Annotated in this window: 17 protein-coding genes; 13 read left to right on the top strand and 4 right to left on the bottom strand. The window is 67.7% G+C overall.

Features of this window, described 5'->3' with window-relative positions:
* Window positions 1-6 precede the first annotated feature (6 nt).
* The gene (locus UK23_RS54805) at window positions 7-1,278 is read left to right on the top strand and encodes a PhzF family phenazine biosynthesis isomerase (RefSeq protein ID WP_082114626.1); all 1,272 of its coding nucleotides are present in this window, start codon (window positions 7-9) and stop codon (window positions 1,276-1,278) included.
* Here UK23_RS54805 and UK23_RS13520 read toward each other — a convergent pair.
* Window positions 1,268-1,699, bottom strand: coding sequence for a nitroreductase family deazaflavin-dependent oxidoreductase (locus UK23_RS13520; protein ID WP_045311826.1), 432 nt, complete (start codon window positions 1,697-1,699; stop codon window positions 1,268-1,270). The genes UK23_RS54805 and UK23_RS13520 overlap by 11 nt on opposite strands.
* A 184-nt stretch (window positions 1,700-1,883) precedes the next feature.
* On the opposite strand from UK23_RS13520, the gene UK23_RS13515 reads away from it, so the two are divergent.
* Window positions 1,884-2,834 carry a LysR family transcriptional regulator gene (locus tag UK23_RS13515; RefSeq protein ID WP_045311825.1) on the top strand — a complete coding sequence of 317 codons (951 nt, stop codon included), beginning with the start codon at window positions 1,884-1,886 and terminating at the stop codon, window positions 2,832-2,834.
* Window positions 2,835-2,845: 11 nt separating this feature from the next.
* Here the strand turns inward: UK23_RS13515 and UK23_RS13510 are convergent, their stop codons facing one another.
* Complete coding sequence (locus tag UK23_RS13510) at window positions 2,846-3,604, bottom strand: SDR family oxidoreductase (protein WP_045311824.1); 759 nt, start codon at window positions 3,602-3,604, stop codon at window positions 2,846-2,848.
* A 74-nt stretch (window positions 3,605-3,678) separates the two neighbouring features.
* Here UK23_RS13510 and UK23_RS13505 point away from each other — a divergent pair, with 74 nt between their 5' ends.
* Both UK23_RS13505 and UK23_RS13500 read left to right on the top strand, forming a co-directional pair.
* The gene (locus UK23_RS13505; protein WP_045311842.1) at window positions 3,679-4,023 is read left to right on the top strand and encodes a winged helix-turn-helix transcriptional regulator; all 345 of its coding nucleotides are present in this window, start codon (window positions 3,679-3,681) and stop codon (window positions 4,021-4,023) included.
* Between the two features lie 343 nt (window positions 4,024-4,366).
* Window positions 4,367-5,251 (top strand): gamma-glutamylcyclotransferase family protein, encoded by an 885-nt coding sequence (locus tag UK23_RS13500; protein WP_231114495.1) that lies wholly within the window; start codon window positions 4,367-4,369, stop codon window positions 5,249-5,251.
* 89 nt (window positions 5,252-5,340) lie between these two features.
* Here UK23_RS13500 and UK23_RS13495 read toward each other — a convergent pair whose 3' ends face one another.
* Window positions 5,341-6,111 carry an RNA-guided endonuclease InsQ/TnpB family protein gene (locus tag UK23_RS13495; RefSeq protein WP_052684636.1) on the bottom strand — a complete coding sequence of 257 codons (771 nt, stop codon included), beginning with the start codon at window positions 6,109-6,111 and terminating at the stop codon, window positions 5,341-5,343.
* Window positions 6,112-6,442: 331 nt separating this feature from the next.
* Between UK23_RS13495 and UK23_RS13490 the strand changes: the two genes are divergently transcribed.
* Window positions 6,443-7,024, top strand: a complete 582-nt coding sequence (locus UK23_RS13490) for a DUF4232 domain-containing protein (protein WP_045311822.1) — start codon at window positions 6,443-6,445, stop codon at window positions 7,022-7,024.
* On the top strand, window positions 7,025-7,501 hold the full coding sequence (locus tag UK23_RS13485; RefSeq protein ID WP_052684635.1) for an alpha/beta hydrolase: 477 nt from the start codon (window positions 7,025-7,027) through the stop codon (window positions 7,499-7,501).
* Here UK23_RS13485 and UK23_RS48600 read toward each other — a convergent pair whose 3' ends face one another.
* Window positions 7,502-7,981, bottom strand: a complete 480-nt coding sequence (locus tag UK23_RS48600) for a hypothetical protein (RefSeq protein WP_156213077.1) — start codon at window positions 7,979-7,981, stop codon at window positions 7,502-7,504.
* 188 nt (window positions 7,982-8,169) lie between these two features.
* Between UK23_RS48600 and UK23_RS13475 the strand changes: the two genes are divergently transcribed.
* The 7 genes from UK23_RS13475 (at window position 8,170) to UK23_RS13445 (ending at window position 14,422) form a co-directional block, all read left to right on the top strand.
* Window positions 8,170-8,601 carry a hypothetical protein gene (locus UK23_RS13475; RefSeq protein ID WP_052684633.1) on the top strand — a complete coding sequence of 144 codons (432 nt, stop codon included), beginning with the start codon at window positions 8,170-8,172 and terminating at the stop codon, window positions 8,599-8,601.
* A gap of 240 nt (window positions 8,602-8,841) precedes the next feature.
* Complete coding sequence (locus UK23_RS13470) at window positions 8,842-9,102, top strand: hypothetical protein (RefSeq protein WP_030467713.1); 261 nt, start codon at window positions 8,842-8,844, stop codon at window positions 9,100-9,102.
* On the top strand, window positions 9,102-9,353 hold the full coding sequence (locus UK23_RS13465; protein ID WP_045311821.1) for a hypothetical protein: 252 nt from the start codon (window positions 9,102-9,104) through the stop codon (window positions 9,351-9,353). The genes UK23_RS13470 and UK23_RS13465 overlap by 1 nt, the downstream gene beginning before the upstream one ends.
* Window positions 9,353-12,169: an FtsK/SpoIIIE domain-containing protein gene (locus tag UK23_RS13460; RefSeq protein WP_045311820.1), complete on the top strand. Its 2,817-nt coding sequence runs from the start codon at window positions 9,353-9,355 to the stop codon at window positions 12,167-12,169. Before UK23_RS13465 ends, UK23_RS13460 begins: the two co-directional genes overlap by 1 nt.
* Window positions 12,169-12,612 (top strand): hypothetical protein, encoded by a 444-nt coding sequence (locus UK23_RS49695; protein WP_063778068.1) that lies wholly within the window; start codon window positions 12,169-12,171, stop codon window positions 12,610-12,612. The genes UK23_RS13460 and UK23_RS49695 overlap by 1 nt, the downstream gene beginning before the upstream one ends.
* A complete protein-coding gene (locus UK23_RS54575; protein WP_052684632.1) occupies window positions 12,613-13,326 on the top strand; it encodes a GNAT family N-acetyltransferase in 714 nt (237 codons plus the stop codon).
* Window positions 13,327-13,408: 82 nt separating this feature from the next.
* On the top strand, window positions 13,409-14,422 hold the full coding sequence (locus UK23_RS13445; RefSeq protein ID WP_045311819.1) for an NADP-dependent oxidoreductase: 1,014 nt from the start codon (window positions 13,409-13,411) through the stop codon (window positions 14,420-14,422).
* Window positions 14,423-14,491 lie beyond the last annotated feature (69 nt).

The raw sequence follows: 14,491 nt of genomic DNA, 5'->3' as shown, positions 1-14,491 counted from the left end.
GGTGCCATGGAACTCGTGCAGTGGGCAGACGAGCACTACGAGCACATGCTCCGGTGGGCGACCGACCCTCGAATGATCACGTACGTCGCCGACGGGAAGCCCTGGACGCCGGAGTACGTGACCGAACGGCACGAGCAGGCGTTGCAGCACTGGGAAGCACACGGCTTCGGTTTGCACCTCGTCATCGAGGACGGGGTCGTCGTCGGGTTGGCACAGCTGGCCGACCGGGGTCCGGACGAGATCGAGATCGGCTACTGGGTCGACCCAGACCACTGGGGCCGCGGGCTGGCAACCCGGATCGCTCAGGAGTTGCGTGACCGGGCGCTCGCCGTGAAACCTCGCGTGTTCGCCGGTCATCAGGCGGAGAACGTCGCTTCCGGGCGCGTGCTGCAGAAGGCCGGGCTGAGGTACGTCACCAGCAAGATCATGTTCGGCAGGCTTCAGCACGGCTATGCGTTGGGAGAGGGCATGACAGACCAGGGCGTTCTGCGCTACAGCGCGTTCACGAAGGATCCGGCCGGCGGCAACCCGGCGGGTGTCGTGCTCGACGCGACCGGACTGTCAGCCGAGGAGATGCTCATCATCGCCGCGAAGGTCGGCTACTCGGAGACCGCCTTCGTGCTGCCGCGGGGAGGGCGCGAGTTCGACGTCCGGTACTTCAGCCCCGAGGCGGAGGTGCCGTTCTGCGGCCACGCGACCATCGCCACTTCCGTCGCGCTGGCGGAACGGATCGGCGACGGCCGGCTGACGTTCCACACTCGTGCCGGGGAGATCACCATCGAGACCGCCGGCGGCACGGCGTCGTTGACGAGCGTGCCGACCAGCACGTCCGAGGCCTCGCCGGAGCTTGTCGAAGCCGCGTTGGAAGCGTTGGGGTACAAGGAGACCGCCGGTCCCGTGCACGTCGGCTTCGGCGGCGCGCGCCATCTGCTCGTGCCTCTCGCGTCACGCGAACAGCTCGCCGATCTCGACTACGACTTCAACGCGTTGCGAGACCTGATGCTGGCGCACGACCTCACGACCGTGCACCTGTTCTGGCGCGAGTCCGCTGACCTCGTGCACGCCCGCGACCCGTTCCCGGTCGGTGGCGTGGTGGAGGACGCGGCGACGGGAGCTGCCGCCGCCGCGTTCGGTGGCTATCTGCGCGACCTCGAAGGGCCGCAACGGTTCGTCATCAGCCAGGGCGAGGACATGGGCAGGCCGTCACGGCTGGAAGTCGACGCGACGCGCGAAGACCGCCGGGTCATCGTGACAGGCGCGGCCGTGGTCATCCCTTGACGGGCTCCAGCACGACAACGGGAATCTCGCGGTCGGTCTTCTTCTGGTACTCGGAGTAGTCCGGCCAGACCTCGTTCATCAGCTTCCACAGCCGGTCCCGTTCCTCGGGTCCGGCTGTGCGAGCGCGCGCCTGGAACTTGTCCGCCGCGACCTGCACGTCGACGACGGCGTCATCGGAGAGGTTGAAGTACCAGGACGGGTGCTGGGGCTTGCCGCCCTGCGAAGCCACCACCACGTAGTTGTCGCCGTCGCGCTGGTAGATCAGCGCGGTGCGCCGCAACTCGCCGCTCTTGCGCCCCTTGGTGGTCAGCAACAGCGTGTGCACGCCGGGCCGCCACTCGTGGCCCTCGGCGCCGTCCGTCGCGACGTACTTCTGAATGTGCTCGTTCACCCAGCCAGTGGGAGAGTCCTTCACCGCCATGGGTTCGACGCTACTGCCGCGGAGCGCAGGGTGCGCGACAGCAGCGTCGAACCGAGGGGTGCGCACCCTCCCGCGCCGGACCCGTGAGCGCTGCCGCAAGCGCCGGGCCGGAAGATCGATCGAGAAGTAACTATGCCCCGATCGACGGGTGGCGGCGCATACAGAACCGGGATACAAGGTCTTTATGCCCGAGCTGGAGCTCCGCCACCTCCGCGCGGTTCGCACCATCGCCGAGGAAGGCAGCGTGACCAGGGCCGCCACGCGGCTCGGACTGACCCAACCCGCTTTGTCCGCGCAGCTGCGCACAGTCGAGAGACTGGTCGGCGGACAGCTGTTCGACCGAACGCGCAACGGTTGCGTCCCAACGGACCTGGGCCGTCGTGTGCTGGGCACGGCCAGACTCGTGCTCGACGAGATGGCTCAGCTGATGGCCACCACTCGCGAGACGGACCGGCGCGGCCCGTTGTACCTGGGCTGCATCTCGATCCTGTACTTCGCGGCACTGGTCGAAGGGCTGCGGCAGCTCAACGCCGATGTACGCGCGGAGGTGCGGCAGTCGTCGGCGGAGATCGTCGACCTGCTGGAACAGGGCCGGGTGCACGTGGCGCTGTTCGAGTTCTTCGACGGCATGCCCTCGCGCGACCTCGCGGGCATCGAGCTGCGCAAGCTGGTCAGCGAGCCGGCGTTCGTCGCGGTGTCGGAGAAGGACCCGCTGGCCGAGCAGGAGGAGATCGGCCTCTCCCAGCTCGCCGACCACGACTGGGTCACGCCGACCGCGCAGATGATGGGCAACCGGATGACGATGTTCCAGGCCTGCTCGGACGCCGGGTTCGTGCCGAGGCTGACCCACCACACCGGCGAGTCGAGCATGGCGCGCGGCCTGGTGGCGAGTGGTGCGGTGTCGTTCGCGGCGGCGCCGTCCCGCACCGGCGACGGCATCGTGATCCGCAAGCTGCGCGGAACCCCGTTGATGACGGACATCTTCGTGGCGACGCGGCGGGACTCGCCGGTGGCGGGGCGGGCGCACGAGGTGTTCGCGTGCGCCGCCGACGCCTACCGGTCGGTGCTCGACCGCAATCCGGAGTACCGCAAGTGGTGGGACGCGCATCCTGAGGCGCACCCCGAGTTCACCTAGTGGCGTGGCCCCTAGATCGCGATCGGGCGAGTCGGGCGGCCGATCAGCTTCTCCAGGTCCGGCCGGACCTCGGCGAGCACGCCGTTGCGGATCGCCACGTTGAAGTCGACCAGGAACGGGGGCAGCCCGGCCGCGACCAGGTCCTCGTCGGTGACGTCGCGGAACCTGTCGCCGGCGACCTCAGGGTACGACCAGCTCGTCGAGCCGGTCAGCTCGTAGGTCGTGTTCTCGTGGCCGTCCGTGGTGAGCACGACGGCGGCGGCCAGGGCGTAGTCGTCACGCGGGGCGCTCGCGATGCGGCCGTCCTTGGTGGAGGTGGCGACCACTTCCTGCTGCAGCACGGGCAGGTAGTTCTCGTGGTACATGCCGTTGCGCAGGAACGTGAAGGTGATGCCGGTGGCGCGGATGGCCTCCTCGGCGGCCTTGTGCACCTCGCCCACGCCGAGCGTGGTCGTGTCGGCGTCGGTCACGCTCGTGTAGAAGATGTGGCCCACGCCTTGCTCGGCTGCCTTGGCGATGGCGTTGGCGTGCTGCTGGATGCGGACGGCGGGGTCGTGCGCGTCGGCGGACACGATCAGCAGCTTGTCGACGCCGCGGAAGTCGAGGGTCTCCGGCTTGTCGAAGTCGCCCTGGCGGACCTCGACGCCTTCCACGTTGAACTTCTCCGGCGAACGCACGGACACGATGACCTGCTCGTCCGTGCGGTCGAGGACGTAGCGGAGGGCTGCTCCGCCGAACTGGCCGGTTGCTCCGGTGATGAGGATCGTCATGGACCTAGATTGCGGTTAGCGCTAACCTATGGAAAGTACCCACTTTGAAGTTGGGTACTTACGTGGAGGTGAGCATGCAGGTCACGATGTGTCCCGAGCGGGCGATCATGGAGCACGTCACAAGCCGGTGGGGCGTACTGCTGCTCCAGGTGCTCTCGAACGGCGAGGCGTGGCGGTTCAGCGACCTGCGCCGTGAGCTGGAGATCGTCAGCGAGAAGATGCTCACCCAGACGTTGCGGACGCTGGAGCGCGACGGGTTCGTGCACCGCGAGGTGAAGCCGGTCATCCCGCCGCACGTCGAGTACACGCTGACGCCCCTCGGCAAGGGCGCCGCGAACCACCTCGTCGCGCTCGCGCACTGGATCGAGGCGAACCACCCGGAGGTCGCCCAGGCGCAGCAACGCTACGACAAGGCCTGAGACTCGCCGGAGTGTCGACAGATAGACATCGGCTTACTCACTCGAATGCGCAGTGAACGTTCTCACTAAAACCCTAGAAACCAGGGCAAAACATCGGATGGGTCACGATTAGGGGGCGCGATCTGGCCCCTCGCGCTGGCACAATGGACCAATGGCCCAACCGTTCACCGACGAAAGCCATCCGGCGGAGCCCTATCCGGGCACTCGTCCAGACCACTGTTTCGTCCACGTCGACGAAACGGGCTGGCCAGTGCGACCAGACCTCACGATGGAGTCGGGATGGCGAGTTGAGCCGGAGAACATCGATCTGGACCAATGGCTCGCTAACCACGGTGAACCCCCGTTGTCGGCCCGAATGCCGGTGCTCGGCTACGGCTCGAACGCCAACCCCAGCAAGGTGACCTGGCTCCGCGAGGAGCTCGGTCTCGAAGGCCCCGCAGTCGTGCTTCGCGCCCGCTGCGAGGGCTTTTCTGCTGTCTGGGCCGCCGGCATGCGCGCCCGCGACGGCCAGCGCCCCGCGACCCTGGCGGCCGAGCCGGGCCACGTCGAGGAGCACTCCGTCTGGTTCGCCACGCCCGAGCAGCTGCGCGTCCTGGACCGCTGCGAAGGCCGCGGACTGCGCTATCGCCTCGTACGCCTGCACACGGGCCGTGTGGTGCTCTACAACGGCGGCGTCATCGACTCGGTCCTCGCCTACACCGCGGGCTCCAAGAAGCGGATGCCCGTGCTCGTCAACGGCCGTATGGTCCGCTGCGAGGACGTCTCGCAGCGGCGCGCCCTCACGCTCGGCGAGAGGCCTGCCATGACGGACGGACTGGACGTGACCGAGGTGCTCGGCGAGCCGTCGGCCGACGACTGGCCGGAGCTGCTGTTCGTCTACGGCACGCTCCAGCCGGGCGCAAGCGCTTGGCACCTGATGGAGCCGCACGTCGTGGAGTCGGAGGAGACCCACCTGCCCGGCACGTTGTTCGACACGGGCCAGGGCTACCCGGCGCTGCGTCCCGGCGCCGGACTGGGCGTGCCCGGTTTCGTGCTGCGGTTGCGCTCTCCCGAGGCGGCACTGCCGTTGCTGGACGAGTACGAGGGCGAGGACTACCGCCGCGTGCGCGTGGTGCTGCCCGACGGCCGGATCGCGTGGACGTACATCTGGACGTCGGCGGTGAAGGGCATGTCTGAGCTGCCCGACGGTTGGGACGTCAACCAGATCAGGTCAACTTCTCAGCCCTGAAGGGCAGGGCTTGCGCTCGGTCCCTTCAAGCCAAGTCGCGTTCCTCGGCCACCACTGGCTGTGGTGCTCGGGCCGCATCTACCGGTGACTCAGGCAGCCATCGGTACGGGCACGTTGACGAGTACCCACGCGCGCCGTGCCCGATCACGGATGTTCACGGCGGCGACGACGTCAGCGGGTCCAGCGAGACCGCACTGACGACAGGAGAACGTGTCCCTGGTGGGACGGTTCGAGCGAGCTGTGTGTTTGCACCGAGGGCACATCTGCGAGGTGTAACGGGCGTCCACCAACAGCACTGGAACGCCCGCACGGCGGGCCTTGTAGGTGATGCGCCGTTCGAGCTGATGGAACGGCCACGAGGACTGAGTGGCTCGCTGGTGCCGGTACAGCCGTACCCGGTCACGGATGCCCCGAAGTTCCTCCAGGGCGATACCGCGACCGGTGCGTTGGGCAACAGCCACAATGTCCTTGGCGATGCCATGGTTGACACAGGTGGCATGGCGCGCTTCTTTGTGCGCCCGCTTCTTGAGACGGCGGTTCGCTGATTTCGTTTGTTTGGCTTGGAGTTCGGCGCGTTTGCGCGCGTGCCAACGGCGGTAGCGTTGCAGGCGGCGGCCCTGAAAGTTGTCCAAGTCCGAGGTGGTGGCCAGGTTGGCGATACCGCGGTCCACGCCGATCCAGTCAGTCGGCTCGAACGCTTCCGGCTCAGGCACCTCGCAGGTGGCGATCAGGAACCACATGCCGTCGCGGAACAGCAAGTCCGACTCGCCCCGGCGGTGCGCACGCAGTGTCGCGAACTGGTCAGCCGAGCTGGCGAACAGGATGCCCTTGAGCCTCCCAGCCGTGGTCCAGATGGACACCGTGCCTGCGTCGTAGCGCCACGACAGGCATCGGTCGTCAAACGGCTGCGCCGCGCTTCTGCAACTCGTTGCGAGACTTCACGTTCCGCTCGAACGCAACTCGCGACACGTACTCCGCAGCCGCATTGCAGGCGCGCAGGGTCGTCTCAAGCGCCGCCGCCTGGGGCAGGCGTCGGCAACAGCTTGACCTGCACCACGAGCTTCACATGGACGACCGTATCGAACTCACGTTCGAACCTGCATCCATCGCCAAACCATCGAGTGAATTACCGGCACGTTGTGTGGCCGAGTTGATATTTGGGCACATCCTTCGGTGATAGGAGGTGCACCCATGACTCGACGGTTGATCGTGTGCGGACTGCTGGTGCTCGCTGGCGTGACGGCCTGCGGCGACAGAACCTCGGACAACGGGACGCAGACGATGCCGACATCCACGCCGTCGTCGCCTCCCAGCACCACTGCGGCCCCGGCCAACTCGGGCGCCGCCGCACCGGCCATGAAGCGCTGCGACTCGACCGTGCTGAAAGGCCAGGTCGACCCCACTGACGCCGGCGCGGGCAACCGGTACGGCAAGTTCGTCGTCCAGAACTCCAGCACCGCGCCGTGCACGTTGAACGGCTACAGCGGTTTCCAGCTGGAGAACGGTTCCGGCGCGGTCCCGACGAAGCTGGAGCGCAAGGCCGATCCCGGACCCAAAGCGCTGACGCTGGCGCCGGGTGCGAAGGCCTCCGCGAACCTGCACTGGGGCGTTGTCCCTTCGGGCAACGAGCCCGTCGAGGGGCCGTGCCAGCCAGAGCCGTCGAAGGCCGCGGCGATTCCTCCGGACGAGACGGCGCCGCTCACCGTGCCGTGGACGCTCGGCCCCGTGTGTTCGGGTGGCCGCATCGAGATCAGCGCGTTCTACGCTTCCTGAATGAGCGCACCTGGATGGCTCGCCGTGCTCACCCACGGCGAGCGCATCGCCTTTGCGCTGAAGAGCGCCGGTGTCCCGGTCGTGCTGACCGACGACATCGCGGCCGCGGCCGGGTCCTCCGACGTGCCGGTGGTCCTCATCGGACACTTCACCGGCGCGCCCGCGGCGGTGCGTTACGCCCAGACGCACCGGGGACTGGCCGCCCTGATCCTGGTCTCGCCCGTGCTCGGCCTGTGGGACGGCGCGTCCGACGAGCTCGCCGATCTCATGGACGAGGTCAACTTCGGGCCGGCGCTGGGCACGTTGCCGACGCTGTGGCTGCACGGCGCGGACGACCAGATCGTGCCGATCTCGGACACCCGCGCCGGAACAGACCGAATTCGCGGTGCCTCGTTCGAGGAATTCATCGTTCCCGGACTCCTCGACGACGACACCGCCGTCACGCGCATTCTTTCTTTCGTGCGCGACCTTCAGTGATTAATGCCAGCCGGTCAGGTACATGCGGTTGTCGACCCATGCGCCCGCGCGGAACTTCCAGTTCGGTGACGGATCCGTGTTCTTGGCCGCCGACGTGAGCTGGTCCGTGTGCGGCTTCGCGATGAACGGCCCGCACTGGAGCCAGTCCTTACCGCCGTTCCACGACCAGTCCATCCAGACCTGCTCACCGCCACCGAAGTAGATGGGCCCGGCAGCGGTGGTGAGCTTGGCAAAACCCCTGTTCACCCCGCCGATGTTGGCGAACTGCAGGGTCAGTACGGCGGCCGGCAACTGCTGCGGGTCGACGGCCCGGCCGGACTGGGTGTCCGGAATGTCGACGAACCCGTTGGCACCCCGCTGGCAGTCGCCCGCGGTCGCGGGCCGGACGTCGGCGGAGGCGGCCAGCGGCGCGGCGACCGCGACGCTCGTGAAGAGCGCGGCCGCGGCGGCAACGGACGTGAAACGTCGCAAATGATTCATTTGTCAATTCCCCAGTGACGCGGGCTGACCCAGGTCCCCATACCTGAGCCGAAATCCCGACATCACCGAGTATGCCAGCGATCTCGTCAGAAATCCACGAATCGATTCGGATGGAGCAATCTCACCTGTGCCCGACGCATCCCCCGCGGCGCCAGAGGGTTCCGCCGTGGTGGACAATCCGGACTGCCATGAGCGAAGACGATCTCGTGCTGCTGATCACCGTGGTGGTCGAGGCGGCGGACGAGCAACAGGCGCTGGCCGCGTGCGACGCGCTCATCAGCCGTACCGGGGGCCAGGTCGTGGACGCCCGTGACTGCTCCGACGAGGAGCCGGGGTGCTGGGCCGTCGTCATCACCAGACCAAGCCAGGAGAAGGCGACTCACAACGTGTCGGCGGCTCTGGCGCGGACGGTTCGCACGTTCGTGCGCGGGCTGGCTGACGGCTTCCCGACGCCGCGGGTGGCGTGCGAGCCGCCGACCGCGTGGACGGTTCTGGACGATCCCGAGTTGATCAGCGGTCTCGTTCCGGGTGCCGAGCGCGTTCTGGTGGAGGCGTGGGCAGGAGATGACCCGTTTGGTGCAGGCACTGCGCGTGACAAGTCACCCGTCAGGCCGTCTTGATTCACCCGCTCGGTCGGCAGGTCTGAGCGACAGGGTGTTAGCGGCTTTGTGAGTGTCGCTACACGGGTAGTCAAGGGGCCAGGGCCGCGCCTAACTGATCATTAAATCAAGGCCCGTTCGAGTGGATTCAGGCATCCACCCAGTTAGCCGATCTTCGGTCTCAACTGTGAAAATCACGCCACAATCTCTACTGAGGGTGGTTGTACGACCGCCCTGTTCCGGGAGGGTTCGGGAGCCGACATGGCCAGCATCGAAGAGGTCCGTGCCGCAATTGCCCAGGCGATCGACAAGGCGAGCCAAAGCCAGTCGGCCCTCCAACAGGCGGCTGAGCTCGCCGAGGACGCGCAGCAACTCCTGACATCGGTCACACAGGGGTCTGTGCAGGCGGACGTCGAGACGACGAACGCCCAGTTCGCCCAGGTCGTGTCCGGCGTGAGCGAGCTGCAGAACTACCTCGGCGCGGGCATTTCCGGGGCCGAGGGCATCAACAGCAGGCTTTGATGGCATCCATCGCCGAGGTTCGTGCCGCGCTCGAGCAGGCGAGCGAGATCCTGCGCGAGTCGTACCGGAGTGTGCGGTCCGCGCAGGACGGTCTCGACGAGGCGGTCGCGATCCTCGCGGAGTCGAGCGAGAACCACCACGAGTCGCTGCTTCCACCGGAGTTCGTGCGCGCGAAGGAAAGATTCCCCGATCAGCTGGAACTGATGGTGGGAACCCTCGAGCGCATCCAACGACTCACCGTGGAGCTGTGATGAGCAGGCGCGACGACCGGCGACGGAGGATCGAGGAAGCCTTCGCGGAGTTCCAGCGCGCTGTTTCGGCCGCGCTGGGCTCCGTGGCGCGCGAGCACCGGACGCTCGCCACCGAGCACGCGAAGAACATGTTCGAGTTCACGGTGCGCGGCATGGGGGTCGACAAGGCCCTGCGTGACGTCGCCTTGAGAGACGTGACCTCGTTCCTGGTCGTCGACGAGAAGCGCGAGCGCAACCCGCGCCAGGCGCCGCTCTCGATGGCCCAGTTCGACGAGCGGCTGGCCCAGATCAAGCACGACTGGCAGCAGTCGTTCCACGAGTGGACCGAGACCGGGCCCGACCAGCTGACCGCGCTGGTGAACACGGTCGCGGCCGGGCCGGCGTCGTGGCCGCACGAGTCGTGGCTCGGCACGCCGGGCACGCACGACGGCAGCGAGGGCGTGCCGGAGCTGTGGCGGATCGGCACGGGCGTGGTGACGTCCGCGCCGGAGACGCAGCCGTTCCCGGTCGCGGTTCCGCTGCTGGACCAGGCACACCTGCACATCTCGTCCACTTCGGACAGTCGCCAGCTCGCGGACACACTGGTGGAGAACCTGTTGCTGCGGGTGCTCTCGCACTTCCAGCCGGGTCTCGTGCACGTCCACGTGTGGGACGTCGGCCAGCTGACCGGGTCGTTGCCGGGCCTGTACCCGTTGACCCGGGCCAACCTGCTGACGGTCCACGACCCGGCGCGGCTGCACGAGCTGCTGGACGAGCTGTCCGAGCACATCCGCCGCGTGCACACGAAGGTCCTGGTCGACGGGCACCTGACCGTGCGTTCGGTCAGCGGCGAGGGCCGGCGCACCGAGCCGTGGCGGATCGCCGTGCTGTTCGGCAACCGCAAGGCGTTGAAGGAAGATCAGCAGCAGCAGCTGCAACGCGTGGCGCGCAACGGTTTGGCGTGCGGTGTGCAGCTGTTCATCGTGGACATCCCGATCACGATCAACTCGCCGGTGGAGACCGTGACGTTGCGCGGCGACGGCACCGCGTCCTGCACGATGACCGGCAAGCACGTGACGGTGACGCTGGATCCGGCGCTGCCGCGGACCCTCGTGCCGCGGGCCTGCGCGGCCATCGCGGAGAAGCGCGAGGAGCGCCGGACGCGCATGAGCACGTTCGGCGATCTGCTGCCAGAACGCCCCTGGACCGAGAACTCGTCGGCCGGAGTCGTTGCGCCAGTTGGGTTCGACGACGGCGAGCCGGTCTGCGTGCAGCTCGGCGACACCTCGCCGCACGCGTTGATCGGTGGTCCGTCGGGTTCCGGCAAGACGAACTTCCTGTACGCGATGCTCGGTTCGTTGTGCGCTCGGTACTCGCCGGACGAGCTGGAGCTGTACCTGCTGGACTTCAAGGAAGGCGTGTCGTTCGCGCAGTTCGCGCCGGGCCGCAAGGACCCGTCGTGGCTGCCGCACGCACGCCTGGTCGGCGTGAACGTCAACACCGACCGCGAGTTCGGCGTGGCACTGCTGCGGTTCCTGTCCGACGAGATGCGCCGGCGGGCCGATGCCGCCAAGCAGCACGAGGTCACCAAACTCGAACACCTCCGCGCCGAGGATCCGGGTGGCCGCTGGCCGCGGATCGTCGCGGTGATCGACGAGTTCCAGTACCTCTTCGGCGAACGCGACCAGGTCACCGCGGCCGCGACCCAGCTCCTCGAGGACGTCGCCCGGCGCGGCCGCTCCCAGGGCATCCACCTGGTGCTGTCCTCGCAGGACGTCTCCGGCATCGAGGGTTTCTGGGGCAAGTCCGCGATCTTCGAGCAGTTCACCGTCCGCATCGCCCTGCCAAAGGCCCGCCGGGTGCTGGCCGAACCGCAGAACGACGCGGCCGTCGAGCTCCCGCGCTGGCACGCGGTGATCAACCACGAGTCGGGCGTCAAGCCGGGCAACGAGATCTGCCGCATCCCGGACTCGACGTCCAAGGGCACCATGGACTTCCTGCAGAACGAGCTGTGGCGCCGCGAGCCGGGCGAGGCGCCAGGCCTCTTCGACGGAAGCAAAATCCCCTTTCTCGACGCACTGCCGGACTTCCTCGAACTGCGGCCGGGCGACGCTTCGCCTACCGTGCTGTTGGGACAGGTGATCGACGTCGCGGGCAGCGCGGCCAGGGTGCGGTTCGCCCGCACACCGGGCCGCAACATCGCGGTGATCGGCTCCGTGGTCCAGGACGCGGCCGCCGTGCTCGGCGGAGCGGCCGCGTCGCTGGGCAGGCAACACGAGCCGGTGGAGGCAGCGTTCAGCCTGGCCTGCCTGGTCGACGAGGCCATGCCGGAAGCGTTGCATCTGGCGAAACGCCTGAGCACGAACGGCCATGATGCTTCGGTGATCGGCATCGACGGCATCCGCGAGCTGCTGGACCGCACGGCGGCCCGTCTGCAGTCGATCAGCACGGGCACGTCCGACACGCCGCCGAGCCCGCACTACCTGGTGCTCTACGGCGTGGACGCGGCACACACGTTGCTGGAACAGAAAGATCCGACAACGCGATCGTCCGGTTTGGACAGCCTGCGCACGGTTCTCAAGCACGGCCCGGAGAACCGCACGCACGTGCTGGGCTGGTGGCGCGGCGTCACGAGGCTCAAGGCGAGCCTCCCACCGGGTGTCTACGACGACATCGGCGCCTGGGTGGCGTTCGACGTCCAGGGCAAAGAACTGCTGTCGCTCGGACCCGAGCAGGTCATGGCCTGGTCCCCACGACCACGCCGAGGCCTGTTCTTCGACCGGTTCGAGCACTCGCGACCGCAGGTGATCATCCCGTTCGACACAGGAGAAGCGTGATGAACCCGATGATGACGACCATGTTCGAGTCGGTCCCGTCTCAGCGCCAGAGCGAGGAGGTGATCGAGGTGCCGGCACTCTCCGCCGTTGAGCGCTACAAGGAGATCATCGCCATCGCCACGGACGCCGCCGCCCGCCAGCGCAAGCTGGACGAGGTCCGCTGCGCCGAACTGGCAGAGCGACTCGCCGCCACCCAACTGGAGATCGCCGAGGTCCGCGACCGCGAGAGGGTCGTCCGCATGGGCGCCGCCCTGCACTGGGAGCAGGCCGTCGAACAGCTCTGGAACGAACGCTGGCTCCAGATGGTCACGTTCCCGCTCCCCGATGAAACTGTGCCGCAGCGCCCCCAAGGCGAGTACAACCGCGCCATGGACCTCGCCTACCAGGCCCTGGAGGACTCGCTGGCGAAGCGAACCCTGTTGCGCCGCAAACAGAAGGACTGAGTGCGCCGCTTACGCACCACCGCCGACGTCCAAGACGCCTCCGCCGACCCCATGATCCGCTGGGCGTCCCAGGCCCTGTCGGCGGGCGGTGCGGCCTGGGAGCACAAGGGCGCGGTGGCCGTCCACGCCCCATCCCTGACCCGACGCCGCCGCCTGGTCTTGTCCGGCCCGGCGGAGGGCGTCGCCTCACTGCTCGCCGCCCACGGCCGAGGCGTCGAGCTACGCCCACTCCTGGAACGCCCTCTAGCCGCCGAAGTCGCCTCACTGATGCCCACCCCGTGGGTGGAGGACAAGCCCTTCGGCTGGATGGACCGTTCAGGCTCGTTGGACCTACCGCCCGACGTCTCCTGGCTACCGCACCTCGACGACGTCCCACCCCTGCTCCGCGCAGCCAACCCGGATTCCTGGGCCTGGCCAGGCGAACCGGGCGTCCACCGCTGGGCAGGCGTCCGCGTGGAGAACCAACTGGTGGCGACCGCAGCCGAAGCGTGGTGCTCGCCGGACGTCGGCTTCATGATGGGCGTGGCCGTCCACCCCTCCCACACAGGCCAGGGCCTGGGCCACCGCGTCTGCCAGTTCGTAACCGCTTCGCTCCTCACCCTCTACGGCACCTGCGCCTTGTTCGTCGAGAACTACAACGCCCCGGCCATCGCCCTGTACCGCAAGCTCGGCTTCACCTACCGAGACATCGTGACCCTTCTTCCTGCGGCGTAGCTCACATCGCGGAACACTCCTCAACAGGCCACTGTTGAACCGGATAACTGATCCGCAATTCCAGGATGGAGATGGTTCGACCATGACCAGCACCGCACTCGAAGTCCGCCTCGCCTCCCGCCCGACGGGCTGGCCCACCGAGGACAACTTCGAGATCGTCGAGGTCGACATCCCGACTCCCGCTGACGGCCAGATCCTCGTCCGCAACGTCGTCATGAGCGTCGACCCGTACATGCGCGGCCGCATGAACGACGTGAAGTCCTACGTCCCGCCGTTCCAGGTCGGCCAGCCCCTGGAGGGCGGCGCAGTCGGCGAAATCGTCGCCGTCGGCTCCAACGTCGAGGGCCTGGCGGTCGGCGACAACGTCCTCCACGGCCTGGGCTGGCGCGAATACGCCGTCCTCGACGCCAAGCACTCCGTCAAGGTCGACCCGACCATCGCCCCCTTGAGCGCCTACCTCGGCGTCCTCGGCATGCCGGGCCTCACCGCCTACGCAGGCCTCCTCGCCACCGCCGAATTCAAGCCGGGCGACGCAGTCTTCGTCTCCGGCGCAGCAGGCGCCGTGGGCCAACTCGTGGGCCAGATCGCCCGCCTCAAGGGCGCCTCCCGAGTCATCGGCTCCGCAGGCTCCCCGGAAAAGGTCAAGTACCTCACCGAGGAACTCGGCTTCGACGCCGCCTTCAACTACAAGGACGGCCCGGTGGCCGAACAACTGGCCGCCGCCGCCCCCAACGGCATCGACGTCTACTTCGACAACGTGGGCGGCGAGCACCTCGAGGCGGCCATCGACTCCCTGAACATCAACGGCCGAATCACCATGTGCGGCGCCATCTCCCAGTACAACGCCGACAAGAAGCCCACCGGCCCGAGCAACATGATCCAGATCCTCGCCAAGCGCCTAACGCTTCGCGGCATGCTGGTCGGCGACCACAAGGCCCTCCAGCAGCAGTTCGTCCAGGAAGTCGGCGCCTGGATCGCCTCCGGCGAACTGAAGTACTCCGAGACCACCATCGAAGGCGGCGCCCGCCAGGCCCCAGCAGCCTTCCTCGGCCTCCTCAGGGGAGAGAACACGGGCAAGATGCTCGTCCAGTTCTGAGACAACGCCAAAGCCGCAGGCGAGGCACCCAAAGCCGAAGGCGAGGCGCTTTTCCCGTGCGCTCCGGGT

The sequence above is a fragment of the Lentzea aerocolonigenes genome, assembly GCF_000955955.1.
GTDB classification, from domain to species: domain Bacteria; phylum Actinomycetota; class Actinomycetes; order Mycobacteriales; family Pseudonocardiaceae; genus Lentzea; species Lentzea aerocolonigenes_A.
Note: the sequence above shows the minus strand (reverse complement) of the source record. Positions and strands in the feature narration are given on the sequence as shown.

Bases quoted from the DNA above. Each gene is read 5' to 3' on its own strand.
- UK23_RS13505 (WP_045311842.1), top strand. From the start codon at position 3,679: ATGCAGGTCACGATGTGTCCCGAGCGGGCGATCATGGAGCACGTCACA.
- UK23_RS13510 (WP_045311824.1), bottom strand. From the start codon at position 3,604: ATGACGATCCTCATCACCGGAGCAACCGGCCAGTTCGGCGGAGCAGCC.
- UK23_RS13515 (WP_045311825.1), top strand. From the start codon at position 1,884: ATGCCCGAGCTGGAGCTCCGCCACCTCCGCGCGGTTCGCACCATCGCC.
- UK23_RS54805 (WP_082114626.1), top strand. From the start codon at position 7: ATGGAACTCGTGCAGTGGGCAGACGAGCACTACGAGCACATGCTCCGG.
- UK23_RS13475 (WP_052684633.1), top strand. From the start codon at position 8,170: ATGAGCGAAGACGATCTCGTGCTGCTGATCACCGTGGTGGTCGAGGCG.
- UK23_RS13520 (WP_045311826.1), bottom strand. From the start codon at position 1,699: ATGGCGGTGAAGGACTCTCCCACTGGCTGGGTGAACGAGCACATTCAG.
- UK23_RS13470 (WP_030467713.1), top strand. From the start codon at position 8,842: ATGGCCAGCATCGAAGAGGTCCGTGCCGCAATTGCCCAGGCGATCGAC.
- UK23_RS13445 (WP_045311819.1), top strand. From the start codon at position 13,409: ATGACCAGCACCGCACTCGAAGTCCGCCTCGCCTCCCGCCCGACGGGC.
- UK23_RS13460 (WP_045311820.1), top strand. From the start codon at position 9,353: ATGAGCAGGCGCGACGACCGGCGACGGAGGATCGAGGAAGCCTTCGCG.
- UK23_RS13465 (WP_045311821.1), top strand. From the start codon at position 9,102: ATGGCATCCATCGCCGAGGTTCGTGCCGCGCTCGAGCAGGCGAGCGAG.
- UK23_RS49695 (WP_063778068.1), top strand. From the start codon at position 12,169: ATGAACCCGATGATGACGACCATGTTCGAGTCGGTCCCGTCTCAGCGC.
- UK23_RS48600 (WP_156213077.1), bottom strand. From the start codon at position 7,981: ATGAATCATTTGCGACGTTTCACGTCCGTTGCCGCCGCGGCCGCGCTC.
- UK23_RS13490 (WP_045311822.1), top strand. From the start codon at position 6,443: ATGACTCGACGGTTGATCGTGTGCGGACTGCTGGTGCTCGCTGGCGTG.
- UK23_RS13485 (WP_052684635.1), top strand. From the start codon at position 7,025: ATGAGCGCACCTGGATGGCTCGCCGTGCTCACCCACGGCGAGCGCATC.